Raw genomic sequence first — 24,394 nt, forward strand, 5'->3', positions numbered from 1 at the left:
CAGTTAGGGTTTGACGCACTATTCTCCACTTTATAGTCCGATATTACTTATTTTTCAACCTGTTTCACGCTTTTCTTCCATGCTGTACCCGGTATTCCTGCGGCCCGATTCCTACCCACTTTTTGAATGTCTTGGTAAAGTAGCTCGGATTCTCGTATCCGATTTCCAGAGCGATCTCGTAGTTTTTCAGATAAGTTGATACCAGCAGCTCCTTGGCACGCTCCATCCTGTACTCACTCAGAAAATCCCAAACGTTCATGCCGGTTTCTTTCTTGAATAAAGTGCTGAAATAGTTCTTACTGACGTTAACCTTCTCACAGATTTGTTCAAGTGACAGATCTGTATTGAAATTTTCAGTTATGAATTGCTTCGCTTGCTGGATAAGCGGATTGTGCTCGCCGCGTTCAGGATAGGCAAAGATATGTCCTGCATCTTCCGTTGTTCTCTTCTTAATGGCGGCCAGCGCTTCATGATACGCGGTAGGCATCTCCTTCAGATCGTTTCTCTCTCCGCTGATTCCGACAACAACGAGTAGACCGGTATTGATCAAAGCCTCCTCCGCAGCTTGTCTAATCTGCTCATGGGTTGCCTTACCCGAAACGACGGCTATCCATTCGCCAGGGTGATGCTCGAATAGTAGTTCCTTGACCAAAAATGCACCAAGCGAATTACAAATGGAATATTTCAGGTTGTCTGACAAGCCTGCGGAGTTCTGTTCTCTTAGCATATGACCGTTATAGGTGTTGCTCTGTGCTTGAATAACAGTTAACCGGAATTTGTCTGTAATCGTTTCGGATTCGCGCTCAGTCAGGACAGGAGCATATAAGCGATCGCGCATTCCCCTCTCCTCCGCGATCCGCACAAGTTTCAATTGCTCCTTCTCCCATTCGGCTTGCTCCAGCCATTGGACCCGGATGCCTTGAACAAGCGTCAACAATACATCTTCATCAAGAGGTTTTAACAGATAATCCTGTGCTCCATGACGAATCGCTTCACGGGCTAATTCAAATTCAGCATAAGCGCTGATAATGACGATTCTCAAATCTGGTTTTATAAGAAGTGCCTGCCGGATAAGCTCCATTCCATCCATGTTTGGCATTCGGATATCTGTCACAAGCAAATCAGGCATAGTGTTTTTTATAAGCGCAAGAGCCTCCATCCCATCTTTAGCCAACCCAGCAATCTCAATTCCAATGGAACCCCAATCGATAACTTGCTCCATTAATTGCAGACTTAGAATCTCATCATCCGCCAGTACCATTCTCATGTTGATTCCTCCAAACAGGGTAATTGAATTTCCATGCGGGTTCCTTGACCCGGAACCGTCTCAAAAGCAACTCCATATCTTTCGCCGTATTTCATCCTGATGCGGTGATGAACGTTGATTAAGCCAACGCCTCCATCAATAGTGGTGTCCGATACAGGACTTATCTCCAGTCTACTTCGCAGTCTTGTTTCTTCCGCGAGACTCATTCCTTTTCCGTTATCTTCAATGCTGATTCTTATTTCATCCTCCGACGACATCTCTACACGGACTGAAATCTTCCCTTTCATGCCACCTTGGAAACCATGAAGGATAGCATTTTCAATCAGGGGTTGTAAAATTAACTTAGGCATCTTCGTCTTCGCTAAGTCCTTTTCACAATAGACTTCATAAAGGAATTGATCGGGATAGCGGAATTTCTGGATTCTCATATAAGTATCCGAATGTTGAAGTTCCTGTTCTACTGTAACAGTCTCCTGTATATTATTGATTGCATATCTCAGTATTCCACCAATCAAAGTTACCATTGTACTGATATCGGCGTTGCGGCCGGTTACTGCCAAAGCTTTGACGGATTGCAGCGTATTATATAAGAAATGAGGATTGATCTGACTCTGCAGAGCCTGCAGCTCCATCACCTTACCTTGAATCTGATAGGCGTAGACATCCCGGGTCAAGCTCTGAATGTTCTCGATCATCGAATCCATGCGCTGTGTTACTTTATGCATCTCATCCGAACTGTCATCCAACAATTGCACATCCAGATCCCCTCTCTCGATACGCTGCATCTTTCTCATAAGACTGACGAAAGGACGCGTGATCTGGGCAGAAAGGAAATATGAGGAAAAGGCTATGAGCAGAATTGAAGCAGCAATTGCCCCTATAATGTAGGTTCCAAGGTTCTGCATATGACTCTGTACTTCCCGCATGGGTATAAAAGCTGCTATCTTCCAACCGGTCACTTTGGACGTTGTATATACCACTTTATAGGATTCTGAATCATTGTTAAGAATAAAGTCGCCGGATGGCAGTAAGGTCTTCTCTTTAAGTAAATGCGGAATAGTTTCAATTCGGTAATCCGTATGTGGTTGATAAATAGGAGCACCGTTCTCATCTAATATGATAAGAAATCCTGATTTCTCCAACCGGGTTTCTTTAGCTACGGCTTCGATCTCGCTGACGTTCAAATTACATAGCAGTGTGGCACGCGTATTAGGCGTGGAACGATTAAAGTCGTATATCGGCGCCGCAGCAGAAATGATCTGCCCGGAATCGGCTTCGCTGTAATAATTCTGATCATGGATACCCAGAAATTTGACTTTAAAAAAAGGGTAAGGGACATCGCCCATCCAAGACTTCCCATAGAATCGGTATTCTTTACTTACGACCGGTCCAGTCTGATCGTAAACGATTCCGTTCATATCTATGATAATTAAATCTTTAATCTTTGCATTGAATTTCTGCATATTCGTAAGATATGCTTCCACCTGTCGCTGATATAGGAGCAGTTTGCCGTAATCCGTGCGATTTTCCTGTAGCATGGCATCTGCCAGCAGGGAATTGCTGGCGGTCATCTGCAGCAGTGTGACGATTTGCGAAAAAAACGAATCGATATTTCCCTTCTTTTCCTCGACAATTTTCTCCGAATAATGGTCGATCTCGCTCATGAGTGTGTTGGAAATATAGCGGTAACCGGCGAAGCCTACTAAAAGAATGACAATTGCAAAAATAAGACTAAAATAAACCATGATGCGGTTACGAATAGTCTTTAGCCGGTATCGATTCGTGATTAGGTGTAACACTGCAAACCTCATTTCAGGCAGATTATTTTGAAAAAGAATGTCTATTTAAAACTATTATAAGGTATTGTGTCATATCCGTATCCTTCGATATTCCGATATTCTAATCCGATATTCTTGTCGTGTGTAAAATCTTTAATGATGTAATCGGCACATTTTTTTACTAATTATACGTTAATGAAAGATTTAATGATGGCGCAAAGTAACATGTGCACCAAGATTTGGAGTCTAGCCAGTCAATAAAAAAATTTCATCCCTGTTCGCATAATCCTTTAGAGCCCGTCCAGTAATCTCTTCGCTGGTTCCACTGGCATAGATATTCGCTGTATCCAAAAAGTTTATTCCGAGCTCAAGAGCTCTTTTAATGAGAGCTCGGCTGCGCTCTTCATCGAGCACCCATTGATGTCCTCCCGGCAGCACCTCTCCAAAGCTCATACAACCCAAGCAAATCCGCGAGACATCCATTCCTATATTTCCGAATTTAAAATATTCCACAGAGCAACCTCCATTTCTATATATGTAAATCCCTTGTCATTGAAAACAACGATGAATAAATCTACAAATCCTTGAACCATTCATCATTGACCGCTTCAAACCAATCTGTCGTACCGGCGACATGGCCATCAGCCTCTTTCTTTGCTATCTCCTGCTCCGTATTGCCAATTCCCGGTTCAATGGAACATTAGCCGATTGTCCCAAAATGATTAATCTCCTTTCCAGACAAAATATATAGCACTTTCAATCTAGTTGTTAACAATATGTCCCCCTTCTATTTTTCTTCATTATATGGACTGGATCATTCATTTAACTGATACAAGTTTCCTTTCTGCTAAGATAATCTTGCCAAATAAGATATATGTAAAACCAGCGCTTCATTGGATGGTTGGTTTCCTAATCCGCTTCTCTTCTATGATGATTTTTCTAATTAATTGAAGGCAAGCGGGACGTTCTTAAAGATATAGAGTTGTACCCTTCAAAACAATCTTGCTTTAGCACATTCTCTACAAAACTAGACCCCTGACAGTATCTACTGTCAGGGGTCTAGTCTTAAAATGCAACTTATGAAATTGAACTCTTCGCTGAGGCAATTCAACTGCGGAGGCCGGATTTCATCAGGAATCCGTTCCCAAGTCCCCCCGCCGAACACCAACCGTAACGATCTCGCAGGAACCCACAGTCAACGTTATCCCGTCATCCTGAGCAGTATGAGAAAATCCCTTCCCTCTGCGTTCCAGCACATCACTTTCATAGAAGCTTCCTTCAATCCGCAGCTGTACATGAGCAGCTTCCGGCCGCATGTTAAACCACCGGAGCATCAGCTCTCCCGTTTCCTCTCCGATCTTCGCCGAGGAGAAAGCAATACCTTCCCCTTCCCAGGCAAGCAGCCGGTAGTCGGGTGCCAGCAGCCCTTTGTGCAGGCCAGTCTGGATCGCTGTCCATGGCACCTGGAACTGGTATGCCACGGGATAAGCTTCCACTGCCCCCTTGCCTGCATGCGGCAGAAGAAGTATTTCCGCTGTATGCACGCCCAGACACTGGGCTTCAGGCGTAGGGAACACTCCCCAGTCTCCCAGCTCTGATACCGAGCGTAGCAGCGTGACTGCGACCGTATTGCGGCCATCCCGCAGCACCTCGTATTCATGCAGTCCGAGATTCGCAACCGTCAGCCCCTGCACGCCGTCACTTACATCCACGAATGCCTGCTGATGCTGCGTGTTGCTCGGATTTACCCACTCCACAGCCGGTTCATTGTCCCTTACGGCCACCTCGAAGATCGAGTCCGCGCGGTGAACCGCCGTTTCCAGATCTGCCGGGAATAGGGCACGGATGCGGTGATCCGTCGCCTGATTGTCCAGCTCAACCCGAAGACGGATGCCGGCGGCGCTTCGTTCCAGGCTGACCGTAGTCGTAATCGTAAGCGGGACGGTTTCTGCCCTCCGCTGTGATTTGCGCTCCACATAATAGACAGCTTCGCGCTTCTCCTCTTCGAACCGATCCTCTGCACCAGCCGGAATATTTAAGCGATGAATGATCTGAAGTGCAGCGCGGTAAGGCCTATTTTCAGCAATCGTGATCTCGGCAGGGATGCCTTGTGTCGTGATCGCTTGTTCACCAACTGGCTGTTTGTACATATATTCGTTCCCGATATCGCCAGTGTCTTCATATACGCCCAGATCCCGGTATATATGGCCGTTTGCCAAATCCGTCACCGTAAATGAACCGTCGTCCGCAACCTCCAGGCGCAGCCTCCCGTTATCAAGCACACGGTCCGATCTGAGCAGAGAATGCCCCTCTTCCGGTACCCTTCCACCGGCATGCACCCAGCCATAAGTTCGTAGGCCAAGCGCCGGCACATCCACCGCTTCGAAGGTGAGACGAACCCGGCGGCACCAATAGGGCTGGCGGAACTTATCGTCCGGAAGATCATACCCAAACTGCAGACCCAAATCCTCCATCCGGCAGGAAAGGATTTGCTCCTCACTGTCTACCAGCACCCGTCCAGAAATATCGACCTCCTTCATCCGTTTGGCCATCTCTGAAACGGCCAGGCCTTCGCGGAAGTAAATTCTCGCAGCATCCAGTTCAATAGCAACCGTCCCGCTGCGTTTCCAGCCCGTTGTGTTGAAGACCACAAACGGCAGGGCATCATTGCCATACCGGCTCAGTCCGCTCGTATTGACCTTGCCAGCTATGGCAGCTTGGCTTCCGCCGATAACCGCCTCCGCGACATCCCGGCTCTTATCAAACCGGGTAATCATTTCGCGGTGGACCTCATCTACGCTGCAGCCGCAAATGCTATCGTGGGGATGATTCTGCATCAGCGTCTTCCAGGCATATGTTAACAAATGATGGGGATAGGCTTCGCCAATGGTATGTGCGATCGCCGCCAAGGGTTCGGCTACGCCGCTGAGCAGAGACTGGCCATGCTGATTCAGTTGCTTAAGATAAATCCGCGAGGAAGCGGTATTGACAAGTGTTGACCACCCGTCCGTCCGCTGACTGCGAAGCTCTCCCTTCACCACAGACAGCCCCTCCGGACTGGCATTTCTTAGCGAGTTCAGGTATTCCTCAAAGCTGGAATGAATGAATTCCACCTCCGGATGCAGCTTTCGGGCCAGAATTAGCGCCGCAGATAAATCCGTCTGTACCGGCTGGTGATCACAGCCGTTCATGAACAGCAACTGCGTTGTCGAAGCATATTTTCCGGCATCGGCCAGCTTCTGCTTCCAGTAGATTCCGGCTTCTTCTTCATTCACCGGAATTTCCATGCCATTGCTGTACCAGTTCGCAAACAGAATGCCCAGCACCTGCGATCCGTCCGGCCCTTCCCAGATCAGCTCCGAGAAAGAGGATTCGTATCCGGCATCGGAGACGGTATTGTTGAATCCTGTGGGCTTCACGCCCCGCCCGAACACGGCATTGTCAATGCCAGCCTGGCGCAGGATCTGCGGCGCTTGCCCGATATTGCCGAAGGTGTCCGGGAAATAGCCGACCTTCGCAATCCTTCCGTACTGCGCCGCATCCCGGTGCCCGATCTGCAGATTACGCAGATTGGCTTCCCCGCTGGTCAGGAAGGCATCCTGAAGGATATACCAGGGACCAATGGCGATACGCCCTTCCTGGATGAACCGTTTCAACAGCTCCTGCTTCTCCGGACGCACCTGAAGATAATCCTCGAGAATAATAGTCTGACCGTCCAGATGGAAGCTGCGATAGTCCGGGTCCTGCTCAAGCGCATCCAGCAAGGTATCCATAAGTCCAATCAACAGCACATGGTGTTTCTCATAGGGCAAATACCATTCCCGGTCCCAGTGGGTATGCGGGATGATATGTGCCGTTTGACGGACGGCATTCGTTTTGCCTTTTGTCATGAAGCGTTTCTCCCTTTCTAATTGTCTATTCTGCCATGGCCTTCAAAAGGATTATCGATGGTAATCCGGCCTGCTTCCGCATCGCCGATTCCACTGTACAGATCCGCTTTACCATCCGGCCGCAGAATGATTCCTGCCGAGAACGCACAATCCGCCAGATGGGGTCTTTTGGCTGGCCCGTCGGGGTAGCAAGCCCTTGTGCCGATAATCTTCAGCTCCGATGCTTCGTGCGTTGTTGGATCCAGAACAAATGACATGTTCATATACGACTGTTGAGGAGTCCCCATTCTATCGATCGCATGATATGCGATATGGCCTATAACTCCAATTTTCCCGCTCTCCAGAAAATAGGCCTGATTGCATCCCCCCCACTCATCCTTACCGAATAAGTTAGGAATAACAGCCGCATTCTCCAGTACTTCGGCAGAAAGCTCATCAAGTCCGCCTATCACCGTGAACCCAATCACCGATTCACTGCCATACTGTCGGCGGATGTCCTCATTCCGGGGCCGCGAGAATACACCTATCTGAGAATTAGGCATTTGCACAAGCCGGATGTCTTTCATAAGCTCCGGTCCTGTTGTGAAATAATACAAATCATGCAAAGCGGAACCTTTATAGAAATAACCATAATAGGTTTCGGGCTCGTTCTGCTTGTAACGAACATGCGTCCCGCCCATAATCAAGTTTGCATCAACAAAACTGACAAATGGATCTTCCAGTGGATAAATCATTGAATCCGGCACAAGCGTCCATTCGTCCTGTCCGGTCTCCTGAAAGAGCCGTACCCATGACCTGGCCCACTCCTCTCGTCTTTCGATACGTCCGAAGATATACTTGCATCCCCCCCACTCAAAAGGAATAGACACATTATAGACATCAAAGCCTTCCACGTTGTTGAATTTCAGCTTTACACTTTCATAGATTTTATGCTCTTGTTCAAAATATTTCCTCATACCGGCAGCATTCATCGCAGACAACCTTTCAAACTCAGGTGTGATCAATCTCTTATCCTCACACGCAGACTTTTGATCTCAAAGGGGGTGAATTCAAGTTCAACCTCGGAGCAATGCTCCCGCAGCAGCTCTGCCGGCCGTTCCATCAGATCGCATTCCTCAATGGACAGACAATCGAGACCGAAGGATACCGCAGTGCGTGCCCTCGTCCCATCCGTTTCGTACAGGCGGAAGATAAGATGCTCGCTGTCCTCAGCCTTTTTTACGGATTCCAGCATAACGGAAGGATGACCCATCCGGATGAGCTGAACAGGATCACGGCGCGTTTCCGTTGCGATGTTGCCTTCTGCCAGTACAAGCGGGACATTCAGCTCGTATCCTTTGCGGTGGACGGCGGCGGTCACAGAATCTCCGGCATGCGGATACAAGGCATACGTAAACCGGTGGCTGGCGCGGTCAGCGTCCGGATCAGGATAGCTTGGACTTCTCAGCAAATTCAAATCCAATACATGCCCTTGAACACTATGGCCATACTTGCAGTCATTCAGCAGCGCGACCCCATAATCCGGCTGGGACAAGTCAATATAGTGATGGGCCGCAACTTCATCCTTGGCGAACTCAATCAGTGTATTGCGCGTTGTGGACCGCTTGATCTGTCCGAACTGGATATCAGAGGTGAACTGGTCGCTGGAAATGTTTACCGGAAAGGAGACCCGCAGCATTTTACCTGATTCATTCCATTCAGCTTCCGTCTGAAACTCTATCCTGTCCGAATCTGCAGCCAGTACAATTCTCTGGACAAGGAAAGACTCCCCGTATTGATAGTGTTGTTCCATAATGGCCTGCGGGCCATCAATACGGAAGATGCTGTTCATCAGCTTCATGGTTCCGGCAACCGTTTCGCGGTAGTCATGCGGGAAATCCCAAGCGTCCCCGGTATCTTCATAGACCGTGAACACATTGGCTACTGCTTTCGGGTAGATGACTTCTCTTTGTTGGCTGTGGTCATATATGGAGATCACATGGCCTTCTTCATTAAAACGGACCGTAAGCCGTGAATTTGCAAGCATTCCTTCAGACGCTCTTATTCCTTCGGCCTCCTTATATTGGACTGCATCCTCAAGCTTTAGATAGCTCATGCCGGGAACTACTGCCCACTGCCATTTTTCTCCGCAGCGAATCCATTCCTTCCGCTCCCACGGAAGCGAATTGAAGATGGCCGTTTCCCCGGTCCATCCCGCCAGACCGGCGAGCTCCGCGTATCTCTTGCTGATCATCGCATGCACTTCGTCATACAACTTGGCATATCGTTCCAGCGATTCGTCATAGACTCTGGTTATGGAGGACCCTGGCAAGATGTCATGGAATTGATACAGCAGGACTTCTTTCCAGATTTCCTCAAGTTTTGCCGCCGGGTATGAAGAGCCGCCCAATGCGTGAAGCAGGGATGAGCCAAATTCAAGCTCGCGGAGCGCCTTTTCCAGCTTGCGGTTATACCATTTATTACGCGCCTGGGTGGTCAGCGTCCCCTGGTGCTTCTCCAGATATAGTTCCCCCTTGAAGGTATCAAAGCGGGCACCTTCCTGGGCCAGACGCTGAAAGAAAGCCAGAGACGGTTCCTGGACCACCGGAGGAAGGCCGGACAGATTCTTCTCACGTGCCAGCCGCTCCAGATGCTCTTCGCCAGGTCCGCCGCCCCCGTCACCAATACCGAACAGCATCAGCGCATGTCCGGATACATTCCGGTCCAGATAATCACTCTCAATCTTAACCAGCGACCGCGGTGCAGCAGGACTATTGTAAGTATCTTCTGGCGGCAGATGCGTCAGCACCCGTGTTCCATCAATACCTTCCCAGTAGAAGCTGTGATGAGGATGGTCGTTGTATTCACTCCAGGACAATTTCTGGGTCATCATATATTCGACACCGGATTTGGCAAGAATCTGCGGCAGGCTTCCCGTATAGCCGAATACATCGGGCAGCCACAGCACTTTCATTTCCTGGCTGAATTCCTGTTCGAAAAACCGCTTGCCATACAATATTTGCCGGACCAGCGCCTCGCCACCGGAAATATTCGTATCCGGCTCCACCCACATCGCGCCCTGCGGTTCCCAGCGGCCTTCCTTAATTCGTTCTTTAATCTGTTCATACAGCTCCGGATAACCTTCCTTCATCCATTGGTAAAGCTGGGGCTGGCTGGCTCCAAAGATATATTCCGGGTACTTCTCCATGTTGCGGAGAACCGTCGAGAACGTTCGTGCCCCTTTGCGGATCGTTTCCCGGATCGGCCACAGCCAAGCCAGGTCAATATGCGCATGTCCAATCGCACTAACTGTAAGACTGGGGTCACCTCCCTGCTTGGCAAGCTCACGTCCGACGATCCCGGCAGCCTGTTCCACCCGCTTGGCATTGATTACAGACAAGCAATTGGAGGCATCATACAGGGATTGGGCTATCTTCGCTTTACGGGAGCTTGTATCCGGGAGCTTCTCTGCCAGCTCAAGAAGCACTTCAAAATCATAATACAAGCTGCGGATATCCTCATGGCATACGGCTATAACCGCCTCCTTCAGCGTTCCGCTCCGGTAATGCCCAAACAGATCATTACAGCCCGCGTCCCCCCATAGCTCGATCTTTTCACCGCCTGCCGCTGAGGGCACCAGATCCACAACCCGCTTGCCGGGCAGACCAAGTGCAAGTTCAAACTCGGAATTAATGTTAGTCAGCCCTTGACGCGGCGTTCCCGACTCATCCACCAGGCACAGTTCTCCGTTCACATCGATAAGCAGGACAATCTTGGCCCCGGCAGCCTCAGCCGGAATGACGCCCGCGAAGCGGAACCATGCGCAATCCCACAGTTCACCCCAGCGGTCCCCCGGATGGAGCCTGACATGATTCCCTACTGTTTTTTGGCTGTATGTCACAGGCTCTTTCGTCACCCATGCTTCAACCTCCAGCAGTCCAACCGTATGATAAATTGCCTCATTAAGCTTTTCCTTCGTCTTCATTATTTTCATAAGCCTGACTTTGTCTGCTTCGTATGGCATTCTCTCACTCCTATATTTTCATGCCGTGCAATTGATAAATAAGTGCGGCAAAGAGGCTGTTTGCCCACGCAAACCAGGTTCGCGTATATTCAGCGGGATGATCCGGATTAAAACCTTCGTGCATATAGCCTGTATCCGCATCTGTCGTGGTCAGCATGACCAGTATTTCGGCAATCTCCTCAGGGTCAAGAGCTGTTAATCCCTGCATCGCCAGTCCGATATGCCATATATATCCGTCCGGTGTATGAGGGCTTCCGACACCGCGGGCATACTTCCCTTCGAAGTAATACGGATTAGTTGTACTCAGTACAAAATTTCTGGTATTCAAATAGAGCGGATCATCGGCTGCGGCATAGCCCAAATACGGAATGGACAGCAGGCTGGGTACATTGGCATCATCCATGAGATGATAATTGCCAAATCCGTCTGTCTCGTAGGCATAGATCTCGCCAAACTCGGGATGATTTACCTTACCGTAGGTTTGGATACCATAGTCGATTTCTTCTTTCAGCTTGGCGGCCTGATCCGCCATCTCCGTGTCCTTGTATACGGCACGCAGTATTTCCTCCATATATCCCAATGCGACAACGGCAAACATATTGGCCGGGATCAAATACCCGAATACACAGGCGTCATCGCTTGGACGGAAGCCGGACCAGGTCATCCCTGTATAATTGACCGGCATGGACGCGCCGCTGTTTCTAAGCGTATCGCTCGGAGGGCAGTTCAGCCTCTCAAAACGGTACGGAGAGTATTCATGATGTCTTTGCTCCACCGTCCACAAATCGATGATATGGTGAACTGCTTCCTTGAAGGCTTCATCAAAAATATCGGTGCCCCCTGTCTCCCGCCAATACAAATAGGCCAGTTCAACCGGATAACACAGTGAATCAATCTCATACTTGCGTTCCCAGACCCAAGGGCTGGATTCGGTCAGATCATCTCCATGCCCTTGACCATTCGCTTCTTTGTTGAAGGCATTCGCATAGGAGTCTTTATTGATGCAAAATATTTGCTTTTGAATAAGTCCTTCAATTACTTTCCGCAATTCCGGCAATTCCGTTGCAAAAGGAATGTAATGTTTGACCTGAGCCGTTGAATCTCTCAGCCACATCGCCGGAATATCGCCTGTAATCACAAAAACGGTATCATCTTCCAGGTACTGTACAGTCGTTTCGATAGTGCTCATGAAACAATTGGCAAACATGGCAGCCAGCTTCTCCCTGTTCAGGCCTCTATCTGAAAAATACCCCTCCCCTTGTTCTACAGCGTGTATAAGTTCCTGCCATTTCACCGAATCCTGAAAATTAACAACCGGTTTATTCATATGCTTGCTCCCCGCTCCTCTTCTATAATGACTTGTCTATGAAGCTGAAATATTCAGGTTCCACCAGCTCGGACCATACCCGTTGACCGGAGTGCGGTCGCTGAAGCGGATATACATTATTTTGTCGGGATTATTGGTCAGCACCCCCGAGAGGTTGCAAGTCTCCGAATGCCGCGCGGAAACACCAATGGAATAAGCAAAATTCCCCCAATTCACCCCGTCCCGTGAGACATCCACATTAAACTCTCCCGCGATGTCCAGCACCATGGAAGCTGAGGTTACATTATCCTTCAGATCGAATTTATAAATGACTGTCGAATCCTTGTCGGCGTAACGGTGATCATTATCGATGCTGCCTGTATTTTGAACAATATATTGATTGTCCGCGTAGCTTGGCGTTACAAGGTTTGCACCTGTTCCCTCTGTGGATATCGAAAGCCGGTACAGGCTTGGACCGTTGCCATTCTGGGGGCTGCCGTCTTTGAATCTCACATACACTGTTTTCGCCGGGTTATTATTCAACCAGCCGCTGATATTGGAATTCTCCACCGTTCTGCCGGTACCGCCGTTGGCATGGGCAGCGTTGCTCCAATTCGTGCCGTCCCGGGAGAGGTCGACCACATAATCGCCGCCGATGTCCAACGTCAGCGTCGCTTTAGTGGCAGCCGGGTCCAGGTTGAATTTGTAAATCCAGTTGGAATTCCCGTCCGCATAGCGGTGACCGTTGTCCATCGCCGAGGAATTGTCTTCGTACAGATAGACGGTCTCTGCGTCATTGTTGTTCGCGGCGAAGCTGATTCCCCTGAGCTCCTGGTTCAGCTTGTCAACGGTGGCAATTTCATCGCTTGGCTTCAAAAAAACATATTTTCCGGGATAGTCCGCATTCAGCCGGTCCACCTCGGCCTTCACTCTTTCAAAAAATAAAGGATTGCCGTTAGTATCCTGTCCGTAACCTGCCAAAATCGGATAAATATTATGAAACACAGGTCTGGAAGGGTCACTGTTCACATTTTTGAGGACATTATAGATGTCGCCTTCATTCTGAACCATGTCGCCTTGGGCAATCGTATAGATTCCATGGTATGCGCTGATGGGCTGTACATCATCGCCCCGGAAGAGACCTGCTACTCCAGTGCCGACCAGACTGTCCGCCATTTGCTTGTGGCTGGTGCTGTTGACTCTGCTATGCCAGATTTGGGAAGTGCGGATACCCGCATCCTGCAGCCACTGTTTATTCAGATTCAGCCATACCGAATACCCGTTTGTATAATCCTCGGGATAAATAAACTGATAGCCCGTAGGTCCGGCGACAAGCTCAACGTTGTCGGTCTTATTCGCGTAGAAGTAATCCAAGAAAGGTGACGCAAGTTCTTGTGCGGAAGGGGTAATGGTAATTCCTACAGGAACCTGCCCTTTCGCAGTACTCTGAAACTGTCCGTACAATGATCCTTGGTCGAATTGGATATTGTCGCCGTCGCTCGCCACGATGGAGACATACACTTTGCCCGGCTGCGCATTTATGGCAGTACCCGCCGGCTGAGAATAGGTGCGGTTCGGAAAGCTGGACCAGACACTGCCGTTCGAGTAATAATCCGATACCACATAACCGATGCCGTATGGATTTACCGTTGCGTTCAGTTCATCACCGTTGGGTGCATAGCCCATCACGGCCGTACCCGGCGCGTAGTTTCCTCGTTGCACAATTTTAACAATTTCCTCACGTTCGCTTTGGACCCGTGGATCAAGGTAGAATACAAATGATTTGCTTGCTGCGGCGTAATCGAATACGAGCCATGGGTTACCTGTCCAGTTATCCTTAGGGTTAGGTTCTGTCGTCCGCAAACCGGCAGAGAAAATAACCTGCTTGTTCAAGGAAGGCATCAAGTGATCCAGCGCCCAGTCATAGGCAGCCACCCGTCCGCTCCAGTTCGAACGGATATCCTCTGCTGTTTTCGTTCCAAATTCGGAAATCAGACTATTTCGGATACTGTCCGTCACCGGCAGTCCGCTCTCCAGGCTTCCCTTCATCAACGCAATATTGAAGGTCCAATCCGAATTTCCGTCCCATACAATGAGCTTGGATACCGTATTTATATAATCTCTGTACAGGGTTCTAAGGCCCGGATTGGTTCCGCTTAAGGGCGTCACATTCTGATAGCTCTTCCCGGTCGTATTCAACCAGCCGATGTCGATATTGTCTCTGGTCAAGACATAAATCTTGGCTGAACCTTGATTAATTAATCCCTGTAGAGCCAGTGCGGACAGCTTGGCTTCGGGGGAATCATTCCGCAGATCATAGACATAGAGGGTACCCGCTGCTGGTAATTTGGGATATAAACCCCCAGCAGCTTGAGCTTTAGGGAACCCTGAGACCACCGTACTTACAATCAATACAATCACAAACAGAACCAATCGCAGGCTTTTTCTCATAACCATCCTCCTGGTAATTGAGCTATAATCCTTTAATGCATCAATTCTACCTATCTACTGCTAAAGTACTATCCTTTGATACCGGCACTGGCAAACCCCTGAACGATGTATTTCTGCGTAAACAAAAAAATCACGAGCGGCGGTATAGTGGCTATAGTGGAAGCGGCGAAAATAAGCGGGTAGTTGCGGTCGCCGAATTTGGACAAGGCGCTGACAAGCAAGCCGACATAGCCCGTTATGGTGGTGTATTCAATTTTGTTCACAAACATAAACGGATTCAGCCAGTCGTTCCAGGTGCCAATAGCTGTATTCAGAGCGATTGTCGCGATGATTGGCTTCTGAATAGGCAGAATGATCGTCAGCAGTGTCCGGAAAAACCCGCTCCCGTCAATCGAGGCTGCTTCCTCAAAATCCCGGGGCAATGCCGCTGTCGATTGGCGGAACAGATAAATCCACACCACATTCGCGGGACCAATCAGAACATATAGTACCAGCGGATTGTTGATCAGGCCGTGGCCACCTGCTCCAAACCAGTCATTGCCGCCCATCAGCGGAATTTTTGCCATCAGTAAATACGTTGGAATCAGTGTCAGCACACCCGGCACCATCTGGATCAGTATAATGAAAAAGAAGAAGAAGGTTTTGCCGGGAAACTGCAGCCGTGCCAGCACATAGCCTACGAAGAAGGCCATCGATGTCACAATTAATGTGTACCAGCTCGTTCTCAGTACCGTATTCAGCAGAGGCCGGAGCATCGTCGGCTCGAATAGACTCTTGTACCAGGCAATCACCCACCGTCCGGGAATCGGCAATAAAGAGCTTATGTGCGTGAAGTCCTCTTTGGGAAAGAAGCCTGCCAGTAATGAAAATAAGAAAGGATACAGCATAACCAAAGCAATAGCCGTCAATATGAATGTCCACAACGATTTTAATAATAGACTCGTTTTCATAGAATCTCCTGCCGTCTCACAATAAATTGGATATAAATAACCGTTAATATCATGGTTACAAAACCGAGTACCATGGACGAAGCTCCCGACATGCCCATATTGAAGCTTTCCAGACCATCCCGGTAAATCCGGTACATTAGCACGTCAGTTGCACCGACAGGTCCACCCCTGGAGATAAACATTACCGAATCCCACATTTGCATGGAACCGATCAGCCCTGTGATCACGATATAGCTTGCGATAGGTCTAAGACCTGGCAGAGTGACATACCGGATCAATTGAAACCGGTTGGCACCGTCTATTTTGCCTGCTTCGTAGAGGGTCGGGTCGATGGATTGCAAGCCTGCGAGCCAGATTATTGCTGTAGGTCCCACACCTCTCCAGACGCCGTAAGCAGTAATCCAGAATACCATCCAAAACGGAGAATACGACCAGATCACAGGGTTTAAACCCAATGACTGTAAGAACTTATTAAGCGGCCCGGATTGAGGATTTAACAGTGCAATAATAACTGCTGTTGTTGTCGCTACCGACGCAACATTGGGCACATAAAAAGTGGACCGAAATAAGCCCCTCAGCTTCATGGGAACGTTCAACATCAAAGCAAGGATGAAGGCGATCAATGTATTGGCGGCAAATCCCACCCCACCAATCCATAACTGCTTCCACAAAGAGATTAAATAATCAGGACTTGTAAAAAAAGTCTTATAATTCGCAATGCCGATCCAATGCGGGCGGCTCGTGAGTCCATTCCATTCTGTAAAGGAAATAAATATGCCAAGTAGAATTGGAATGATAATTACAATGGCAAACCATATATAGATCGGCCCTATGATTGAATAGGCAAGTAAGGCTTCCTTCCGCCTTGGACTGATCCTTCTTCCTTTAAACTCCATGGTAAACCTCCTTGATGTCATATGAACGGGAAAGGGTGCGGCAGCAGATTGCCATGCCCCACCCAACACCCTTCACATTATTGCAACTGCTTCTCCGCTTCAGCCTGGGCTTCTTTCAAAATCGTATCAATGGGGTCGTTTGTCATGGTAGCTCTGGAAATAACTTTGGTATTAATGACATCCCAGATTTGCGAATTATTCTTATTGAATACAGGCAAGCCCTTCAATTCTCCGTTTGCAACTTGTTCAATTCCTGCTTTAAGGATAGGATTAGATTCCAGCACCGCTGGATCGTTCTGTAATTCCGTTGTAGCCGGAGGGGTGATATCATGAATGGATGCACTGCCAAGAATATCTTTGCTCAGCATCGTACGGAGGATGTTGAAGGCCTGCTCTTTATTCTTGGAAGCATTGGTCACGCCGTAATAATCAAAGCCCACCAATGAATTTGACGAAACGCCGCCTTCTGCAACGGGCAAAGGCACAACGCCGTAATTCAATTTCTTGGTGATGGCATCATTGGCCTGCCATGTGCCATTGATAGCAAATCCGAGTGTCTTATCATCATTAAACATCGCATAGAGTGGACCTTCGTCGGTGCCGTTGCCAATGCCCTTAGGGAAATTATGGTCCATGTCTCTGAGGAATTGCAGTGCTTTAGCCATTTCCGGCGTATTGATCGTTACTGTGTCTCCACCACCCCAGTCTGCGCCGACGCTACGAGCAATAGCCGTGAACCGGAGCGCGCCGCCGTTATGCGGGTGGGAGGGAATGCCGCCTCCAAAAAATTTGCCAGCTCCCGCCGCAGTCAGCTTCTCGGATACAGCTTGCCAATCCTTCCACGTTTTTAACTGAACGTTATCTGCATCGATGCCGGCCTGTGTCAGAAGATCTTTATTGTAAAAGAGCAGGAAGAGATTCCCTTTCGGCGATACAGCAACCGGTTTACCCTCCTTGTTATTCAGCAGAAAGTTTGGGTTGACCGCACTAACGATATCATCCGGCAGTGGAGTCAGAATATCTTCCGATGCGTAGATTGGCATGAAGGTCTCGCCATGCACGATGTCTGGCACACTGCCGCTTAAAATAGCTGATCTCTGCTTCTTATCCAGATCCTCGGCCCATCCCCAGTTCTGATAATCCACCTTATAGTTGGGATATTCCTTGGCGATGGCATTTCTTGTCTGATATCCCAGGTTATCGGGATTCTCAGTCTTAAATTTTGTCATGCTGGCATCGTCCCAATCACCTCCAACTACCTGCAGTTTAACGCTTTCATTTTCACCTTGATTAGAAGTGTTAGTCGTGCTTGAATTCTTGTTGCTTGAAGAGGCATTGTCTGTTGGATTGTTATTGCCTGATCCGCATGCCGTTAATGCCGTCACCACTGCCATAGCTATCAATCCCATCAAAAAACGCTTATACATTTCTATTCCCCCCAAAACTTTGATATCGATTACAAAATTATTATATATCAATAGTATTTATAATTCAATAAAAAAGTACTGATATATTATATATATCAGTACTTCGTTCTATTAATCATATAATTCTATCCACCGACTTGTTTTCCACAATCGTTGTCTCTAATTTGATGGTCTTCAGCGGCTGATCCGGATTTTCAAGTCTTGCCATTAGCAGGCTCATTGCGGACTCACCGAAAAAATCCGTAGGCTGTTTGACCGTTGTAAGCGGCAATGGATACATATCTATCACTTTGTTATCGGTAAATCCGGTTACCGACAAATCTTGCGGAATCCGGATGCCTAGCTTCTCGGCGGCATATACCAGCTTTATCGCCAGTATGTCCTCCGTACAACAGACTGCAGTCATATCGCCGGAGTTCTTCAAGTATTCCTTGAGGACCTCAATCACAGGATCTTCCGAGAGATTCACCCTTTTCATCATGCCGTTTGTTTCTTCAACTGAATGGATCAGCTTCGTATAAATCCCCACATGTGAGTCAACCAAAGCCTGAATATAGCCCTGATAACGTTCCTCCCGGCTTCTGGCTACGTCCATCTGATTGGTCAGGAACCCGATTCTTGTATGTCCATGATCAATTAAATACCGGGTAATCTGGTAGGCTGCCAGATAGTGATCATGAAGCACACAATCGAAATCAATCTCCTTAAACGAACGATCCAGGATCACTATGGGATATTTCGCCAAACGGAGCTTCATTAACTGTTCTCCGCATACCTTGCGGCCCCTCGGGAACAGAATAATTCCCGCCACATCCGGGCTTGCTGACATTTCCTGAAGAATCTGTTCTTCATTCTCCAAGTCCTCACTGAGCTTCACCACCAGATGGTACCCGTGCAGGCTGCATGATTGTTCAACCGAATGAAGGATGTTGCCGGTAAAATCATCGATCATCGGCAGAATTAAGGAAATCAGTTGCTTCACTTTATTCTTCATAGGCTCTTTTCCGGATCGGGTGGCGTTATATTGCAGCTCGCCTGTATTAATATCGGCTACGAAAGTTCCCCTTCTGGGAAGCCTGTATAAGATTCCTTCCTCCACCAGCGCCTGAATCGCCATCTTGCTGGTCATTCTGCTGACATCAAACTGCTCCGCCAGCTGGCCTTCCGAAGGAATCGGATCATGGGGAGCAAGCCCCTTCTCTACGATGATTTCCACGATTCTTTCCTTTACCTGCTCATAAAGCTTGCTTTTTCTTTGCTTGGTAAGTTTGACTTTATCCATTTTAAGCCCCTTTGATATTTTGATATAATAAATATATCACAACATATTTTTTATTTCATCTCTATATCAAGGGGCTGAATTTGCAAATTGGCCGGTCCCGAACTTTGCTTTCAAAATAAGCTCCCCCTCTGACACGGCGCTTCATCAGCCTGGTGCCATAGGGGGAGCTTATTCTTTGTCAGGATGCTTCGGCTTCTATTTCAGGCTTGTCAGCAAATTGTATAGAACCTGGACACTTTCGGCGCGGGTAAGCTGTTCTTGGGGGGAAAATTGCCCGTCGCCCCGGCCTTGGAGCAATCCTGCCGCGCCGGCGGCAGCGACTGAATCTTTGGCCCAGGCACTTATCTGATCCGCATCGGCAAACCCGCTTCCCGCCTGGCCTGAGAGCTGATAACCTGCTTTATATTCATAGGCTCGGACCAGCATGACGGCCATTTCCTGCCGGGTTACCGTACCCTCCGGTTCATATCTGCTGTCACTGCGTCCGCTTATCAGTCCTGCTTGTGCAGCGGTCTCTACTGCCTCTGCATACCAGGATTCCTGCGGTACATCAGCAAATCTGACTGCGGCGCTGCTGCCAGAAGCCCGAGTTATCCCGAGCGACCGCACCAGCATAGCGGCAAACTCTGCACGGGTGAGAGCTTTCTGAGGCTCAAATTTGGCATCGTCAACGCCTTCGATGACATGCTTCGCCGCCATTCTTGCAATGACGGTGCGGGCCCAGTGACTGCCGCCCACATCCTCGAAGCTGCGGGTATAGGCCAGCGCCGCATATTGTCCTTCCAGCAGGACTTCAGCGGTAATGCTCCCATTGCTCCACTGGCCTCCCGCATAAACTGGCTTGCCGCCAGCTAAGGCGGAATATACTCCGAGTAACTCAGGATCGGCAACGCCACCGGTCTTGAGGGTCAGCAGGGCCTTCCCGTTCTCCAATACAGAGGCCCCTGCAAACGGATCGCCGCTATGATCCGTAGCCTGCACTTTGATACTGAACACTTCACTGGCTGCTGTCCACTGCACAGTTCCCGGGATACTTGCCCTCTCCACCGCCTGCTTCATCAATTCGGAATCGGCGGCTGTAGCCGTAATCCTGATTTGCGCTTCCTGTGCGCCTTCTCCGGCATCCGCCAGTAGCTTGCGCAGGGTTTGCCCGCTGAGCTCAAGGGTTAATTGTTCCTTCATCAGCTTCAGGGTGCCGCCTTCCTCTACAGCGTCAGCCACATCCGCCGGAAGCAGAAGTGTTTCCTTCTCCTTGCTCCATTGTACAGAGAAGCTTCCCGCTTTCTCTTGCTTCAGATCCCCACGGCTCAGTTGCTGAATCCCTGCAGGCTGTCGGGGCACAGGAGTAGGTGTAGGGGATACCGCAGGAGACTCGGTATTCGGATGATCCTCACCGCCTGGATTATTCACAGGGGCGGCAACAATGACTGTGCGGATCACTTCGGCCGCCGCGTTGCCCGCCGTATCCTGCACATTATAATGAACCTTGTAGGTTCCGGCCACTCCAGTGTTCACTGCAGCAATTAGCTCGTCAGCAGTGGTAATCGTGATCACCAGACGATCGGTAATATCTCCGTCCCGGTCATCCGCAGCAACGGCTCCGGCATCCATGTACACCGCGCCATTCTCCACCTCCACCGTTGCGCCGCCCAGCAGCGTTATCGCCGGCTTCACTGTATCCGGTCCGGCGGTTGCTGCGATAATTACTGTCCGTACGACCTCATCAGCTGCATTTCCTTCCAGGTCGCTGACATTGTAATGAACGTTGTAGGTGGCTTCCGTAACAGTGCTGATTCCGTCCGCAGGAAGCCCGTTCCAGCTGTAGGCGGTGCTGATCCGGCCCGTTATATCTCCGTCCCGATCATCCGATGCAAGGGCTCCGGCATCGGAATACTCCAAGCCCACTTCCAGGATTACCGGATTATGCCCCCGCAGGGTAATCACTGGTTTGACCGTATCTTCGCCCTGTGAGGGGGGATTCCCGATTTCTTCAAAGATCAGGTAATCGATATTTCCGACATAGGTTTTACTGGTGGAGAATGTCAGAATGAGATCATGTACGCCGGTAACAGATTGTTCTATGGTTCCTGTATACAGAAGATAAGTGTTATAGTTGTCTGGCGCATCGGGAGCCACCGCGGCTGTAAGATAGCCGATTTTGTGGGCATCGTCAACGGTATCTGCATAGAGGGTGACCGTCCCTCCGCAGTTTGAGCTTTTCAGCGCCATATTCATCACAAAGCTCTGGATGCCATTGCTCCCGAAATCCACGGAGCCCAGGGTCATGCTGCTACTGTCAACCACATCGCCTATATAATTATAGCCATTGGTAAGATTGCCGGACAAACCCGTAGCCGCCGCAGCCGCTTTCTTGGCATTGGGCATTTTGTCCTTGCCGGGGGTGAAGCGGGAAGCCCATTCACCTTCGATATAGCTGAAAGCGGATATTTTATAATCGGTGGATAACACCGGCGTGGTATAGCTGTCAAATAACTTATAGTTTGAATAAACGGAAGCCTGAACCGTAAAGTCCCCATATTTCAATACGGTAATCAAGCCGGTGGTTTCATTTATAGCCGCGATATCGGGACGGGACGATGACCATCGTATTGAATAATCAGCATCTGCCGGCAAGTAGGCGGCTTCTGCACTGAGGGTGTAGGTGTTCTTCTCCTGTGTGGCATTCAACAGGGTATCTGCCGCCAGCGGTTTACCGTCCAGCCGGAAGGCGAGTCCGGTCAGCTGTGTCAGATCCGCTTTGGCCACATACGGATGGAAGACGAAATAATCCAGATTCCCCACATAGGTCTTCCCGGCGTTTGGTTTAAACACCAGCGTCACATGATGCGTGCCTGTAATCCGCTCGCTAAAGCTGCTTGTAAATTCCTTATAGACGCTCCAATCGGCAGCGGTCGGCGTTGTTGTAAGGGACCCGATTTTGCGGGCATTGGTCAGACTGCCGTCAGAATTGCCATCCATGTAAATCTCAATAGTGCCTGTGGCGTTGCTTTCTTTCACTGCTGCCGAGAAAATGGCCGAATCCGCACCGGTTTCCCCAAACTGGACATTGGAGTAAAATGCCCATGACCCGGCGAGGGAGCCGCCCAAATTATCACCTTCTGCATGAACAAGTGAATAGCTGTCATATTCGCCCGCTTCAATTCTGGCATAGGCATCCTTGGGCTCGTTGCCGACTCTCTTGTCATAGATGCCGGGCGATGCATAAAAAAGATCCAGTACATCGGACGCGGCGGCAACCGTCTGGCCCTCAGCATATTTGAATTTGAATAACTGGCTTGACGTCAAATCTTTCGTGGAGATCGATTTATAGGAAGATACCGAAACGGCCGGACCGTCAAACGATGAATTTGTTGACTTTTTCGTCCATCCGTAAGGCTGTCCCTGGTTATCCTTGGCATAACCGATCCGCATTCCCCTGTCCTTATTCGCCCCCATAGTGAAGACTGCTGTCTGATTAGGGTCAGCGGCAGAGACGGAGTACCCCTTAAACACTTGTGAAGCTCCGAAAATAATGATGTTCTCCTCTGTAAGGCTGGTATGATAATGCGCATTAAAATCTGCGACGGTCGGTTCCGTGGAAAACACACCATTCGTATTATACGTAAACCAAAAAACAACGGAGCCGCCTGGCCGGATGACCCGGTTCCCGGTTAATTCCAGCCTGCCTTCCCAGCTAACCGAAGCATCTGCTCCGATATTTCCCCACAGGAAGGCGTAATCATCCGTTGACATGGACTTGGTGCCGGCATTTGTGACTTCAAAGTATTTGTATCCTGGACTGGCATTGGGGAAAATCTCCGAGATGACCGGGTTGGCCTCACCGGATTCTTTATAAATGTTCAGGATGTAGGTTGTCGTGCGTCCGGCGGAATCCATTACATACAGGGAAACGGAGTTATTCGCTTCCGTCATATTGAAACTCAATTGACTTTGTCCCCCGGCTCCTGCAGAAACCGGATAAGGCGAGTTATTGATGCTTGCGGTAACGGTATACCCGGCGTTGTGCTTCAGCTCAAAGGACAGATTGCTGTCCGGTAAAAACAGGTTATAGGAAAAGCGGTTGTCTGAAAACTCCGGAACCGCCGTATCATTCACTTCAATGGCGTCTAATTTCGGCATTTGATTCAGCGACAGCTCTGCGTATACCGCCGAATGATCGGAAAGATACGGATTCTTGAGGATGTCATGCTTATACACGCCGATGTTTCCCGCTGAGATAAAGATATGGTCAATGACGTCTTTGGTCTCCCCGTTATAGTTTTCACCGAAGCCTGCAGAGCTGGGAAGTGTCGAATAGTGATTCGTCACATATTTGGCATTCACATACCCGTTGTCTCCGCTCGCAAGATATTTATAAGCTTCCGATTGCTCCGTTGCGTTGATGTCTCCCGTCAAGACGGCAGGCGCATGATATCGTAACGCGAGTTCGTTGGCCATTTTTGCGACCTGAATGGAACAAAGCCGCTGGATATAATCTGAGCTTTGGTGGTCGTAATGGGAATTTATATGAATGTATGCGATTTCATTTGTTCCTTTATATTTTAAAATAGCGTATGACATAACGCGGGAATTGGACATTCCTTTGTATAGCAGTCTGCCCTCTGCGTCCTGAATATCCATATACTTGGACGTTTTTACATTTGGCGTATCCGAGAACCAGTATCCTCCGGTTTTTTCAATATCATATAGATCGCTTCTGTAAAGAATGGGCGAATACTCGCTGTAGCCGCTTGTTAAATCGGTTATGCCGTCTTCAGCCTTATTTCCGGTAACTGCATAGGTCACCCCATTCTGATATCCATAAGTGCTCACGCTGTTATTCAGGTAATTCAACCAATCCTGGGTGACCTCATTCAAGCCCATGGAATCAGACTGCTTCCCGTCGATCAGAGCCGTAAGCATCTGTCCCCGGGTTTGTCCATTGTGTTCCCGTTCAATCGGCTGGTTCAGGCTCGTCAGCACATTGAAACTCATAATCTTCAATCTGGCATCAACCGTTTCTGCGCTTACACGCTTTATATTTATGCCGGAAAACATAGAAACCATCATAACAACCATAAGTACACAGGAAATTGCTTTCCTTTTCACATTCACTCCTCCTCGTATTAAACTCAGCATAGACA

The 24,394-nt window shown here is 49.0% G+C and carries 12 protein-coding genes and 1 pseudogene; all 13 read right to left on the minus strand.

Going from position 1 to position 24,394, the window contains the following annotated elements; genetic code table 11:
- Positions 1 to 64: 64 nt before the first annotated feature.
- Positions 65 to 1,267: a response regulator gene (locus R50912_RS25620; protein WP_042238789.1), complete on the minus strand. Its 1,203-nt coding sequence runs from the start codon at positions 1,265 to 1,267 to the stop codon at positions 65 to 67.
- A complete protein-coding gene (locus tag R50912_RS25625) occupies positions 1,264 to 3,066 on the minus strand; it encodes a cache domain-containing sensor histidine kinase (protein ID WP_197072982.1) in 1,803 nt (600 codons plus the stop codon). The genes R50912_RS25620 and R50912_RS25625 overlap by 4 nt, the downstream gene beginning before the upstream one ends.
- Before the next feature lie 231 nt (positions 3,067 to 3,297).
- A pseudogene (locus R50912_RS25630) lies at positions 3,298 to 3,558 on the minus strand (aldo/keto reductase); the annotation flags it as partial.
- Positions 3,559 to 4,175: 617 nt separating this feature from the next.
- A complete protein-coding gene (locus R50912_RS25635; protein ID WP_042238794.1) occupies positions 4,176 to 6,935 on the minus strand; it encodes an alpha-mannosidase in 2,760 nt (919 codons plus the stop codon).
- Between the two features lie 17 nt (positions 6,936 to 6,952).
- The gene (locus R50912_RS25640) at positions 6,953 to 7,939 is read right to left on the minus strand and encodes a DUF1861 family protein (protein ID WP_231637713.1); all 987 of its coding nucleotides are present in this window, start codon (positions 7,937 to 7,939) and stop codon (positions 6,953 to 6,955) included.
- On the minus strand, positions 7,936 to 10,938 hold the full coding sequence (locus tag R50912_RS25645) for an alpha-mannosidase (protein ID WP_042238799.1): 3,003 nt from the start codon (positions 10,936 to 10,938) through the stop codon (positions 7,936 to 7,938). Before R50912_RS25645 ends, R50912_RS25640 begins: the two co-directional genes overlap by 4 nt.
- A 10-nt stretch (positions 10,939 to 10,948) precedes the next feature.
- On the minus strand, positions 10,949 to 12,265 hold the full coding sequence (locus R50912_RS25650; RefSeq protein ID WP_052416689.1) for a glycoside hydrolase family 125 protein: 1,317 nt from the start codon (positions 12,263 to 12,265) through the stop codon (positions 10,949 to 10,951).
- A gap of 36 nt (positions 12,266 to 12,301) precedes the next feature.
- Positions 12,302 to 14,695, minus strand: coding sequence for a GxGYxYP domain-containing protein (locus tag R50912_RS25655; RefSeq protein ID WP_042238800.1), 2,394 nt, complete (start codon positions 14,693 to 14,695; stop codon positions 12,302 to 12,304).
- 68 nt (positions 14,696 to 14,763) lie between these two features.
- Positions 14,764 to 15,645 carry a carbohydrate ABC transporter permease gene (locus R50912_RS25660; protein WP_042238802.1) on the minus strand — a complete coding sequence of 294 codons (882 nt, stop codon included), beginning with the start codon at positions 15,643 to 15,645 and terminating at the stop codon, positions 14,764 to 14,766.
- Entirely contained in the window at positions 15,642 to 16,541 is a 900-nt protein-coding gene (locus R50912_RS25665) for a carbohydrate ABC transporter permease (RefSeq protein WP_052416691.1), read from the minus strand. Before R50912_RS25665 ends, R50912_RS25660 begins: the two co-directional genes overlap by 4 nt.
- 77 nt (positions 16,542 to 16,618) lie before the next feature.
- A complete protein-coding gene (locus R50912_RS25670; protein ID WP_042238804.1) occupies positions 16,619 to 17,968 on the minus strand; it encodes an ABC transporter substrate-binding protein in 1,350 nt (449 codons plus the stop codon).
- Between the two features lie 115 nt (positions 17,969 to 18,083).
- Complete coding sequence (locus R50912_RS25675; RefSeq protein WP_042238806.1) at positions 18,084 to 19,250, minus strand: GntR family transcriptional regulator; 1,167 nt, start codon at positions 19,248 to 19,250, stop codon at positions 18,084 to 18,086.
- Between the two features lie 195 nt (positions 19,251 to 19,445).
- Complete coding sequence (locus R50912_RS25680) at positions 19,446 to 24,359, minus strand: S-layer homology domain-containing protein (protein WP_042238808.1); 4,914 nt, start codon at positions 24,357 to 24,359, stop codon at positions 19,446 to 19,448.
- Between the last annotated feature and the right edge of the window lie 35 nt (positions 24,360 to 24,394).

This window comes from Paenibacillus sp. FSL R5-0912 (genome assembly GCF_000758605.1).
GTDB lineage: Bacteria > Bacillota > Bacilli > Paenibacillales > Paenibacillaceae > Paenibacillus_AQ.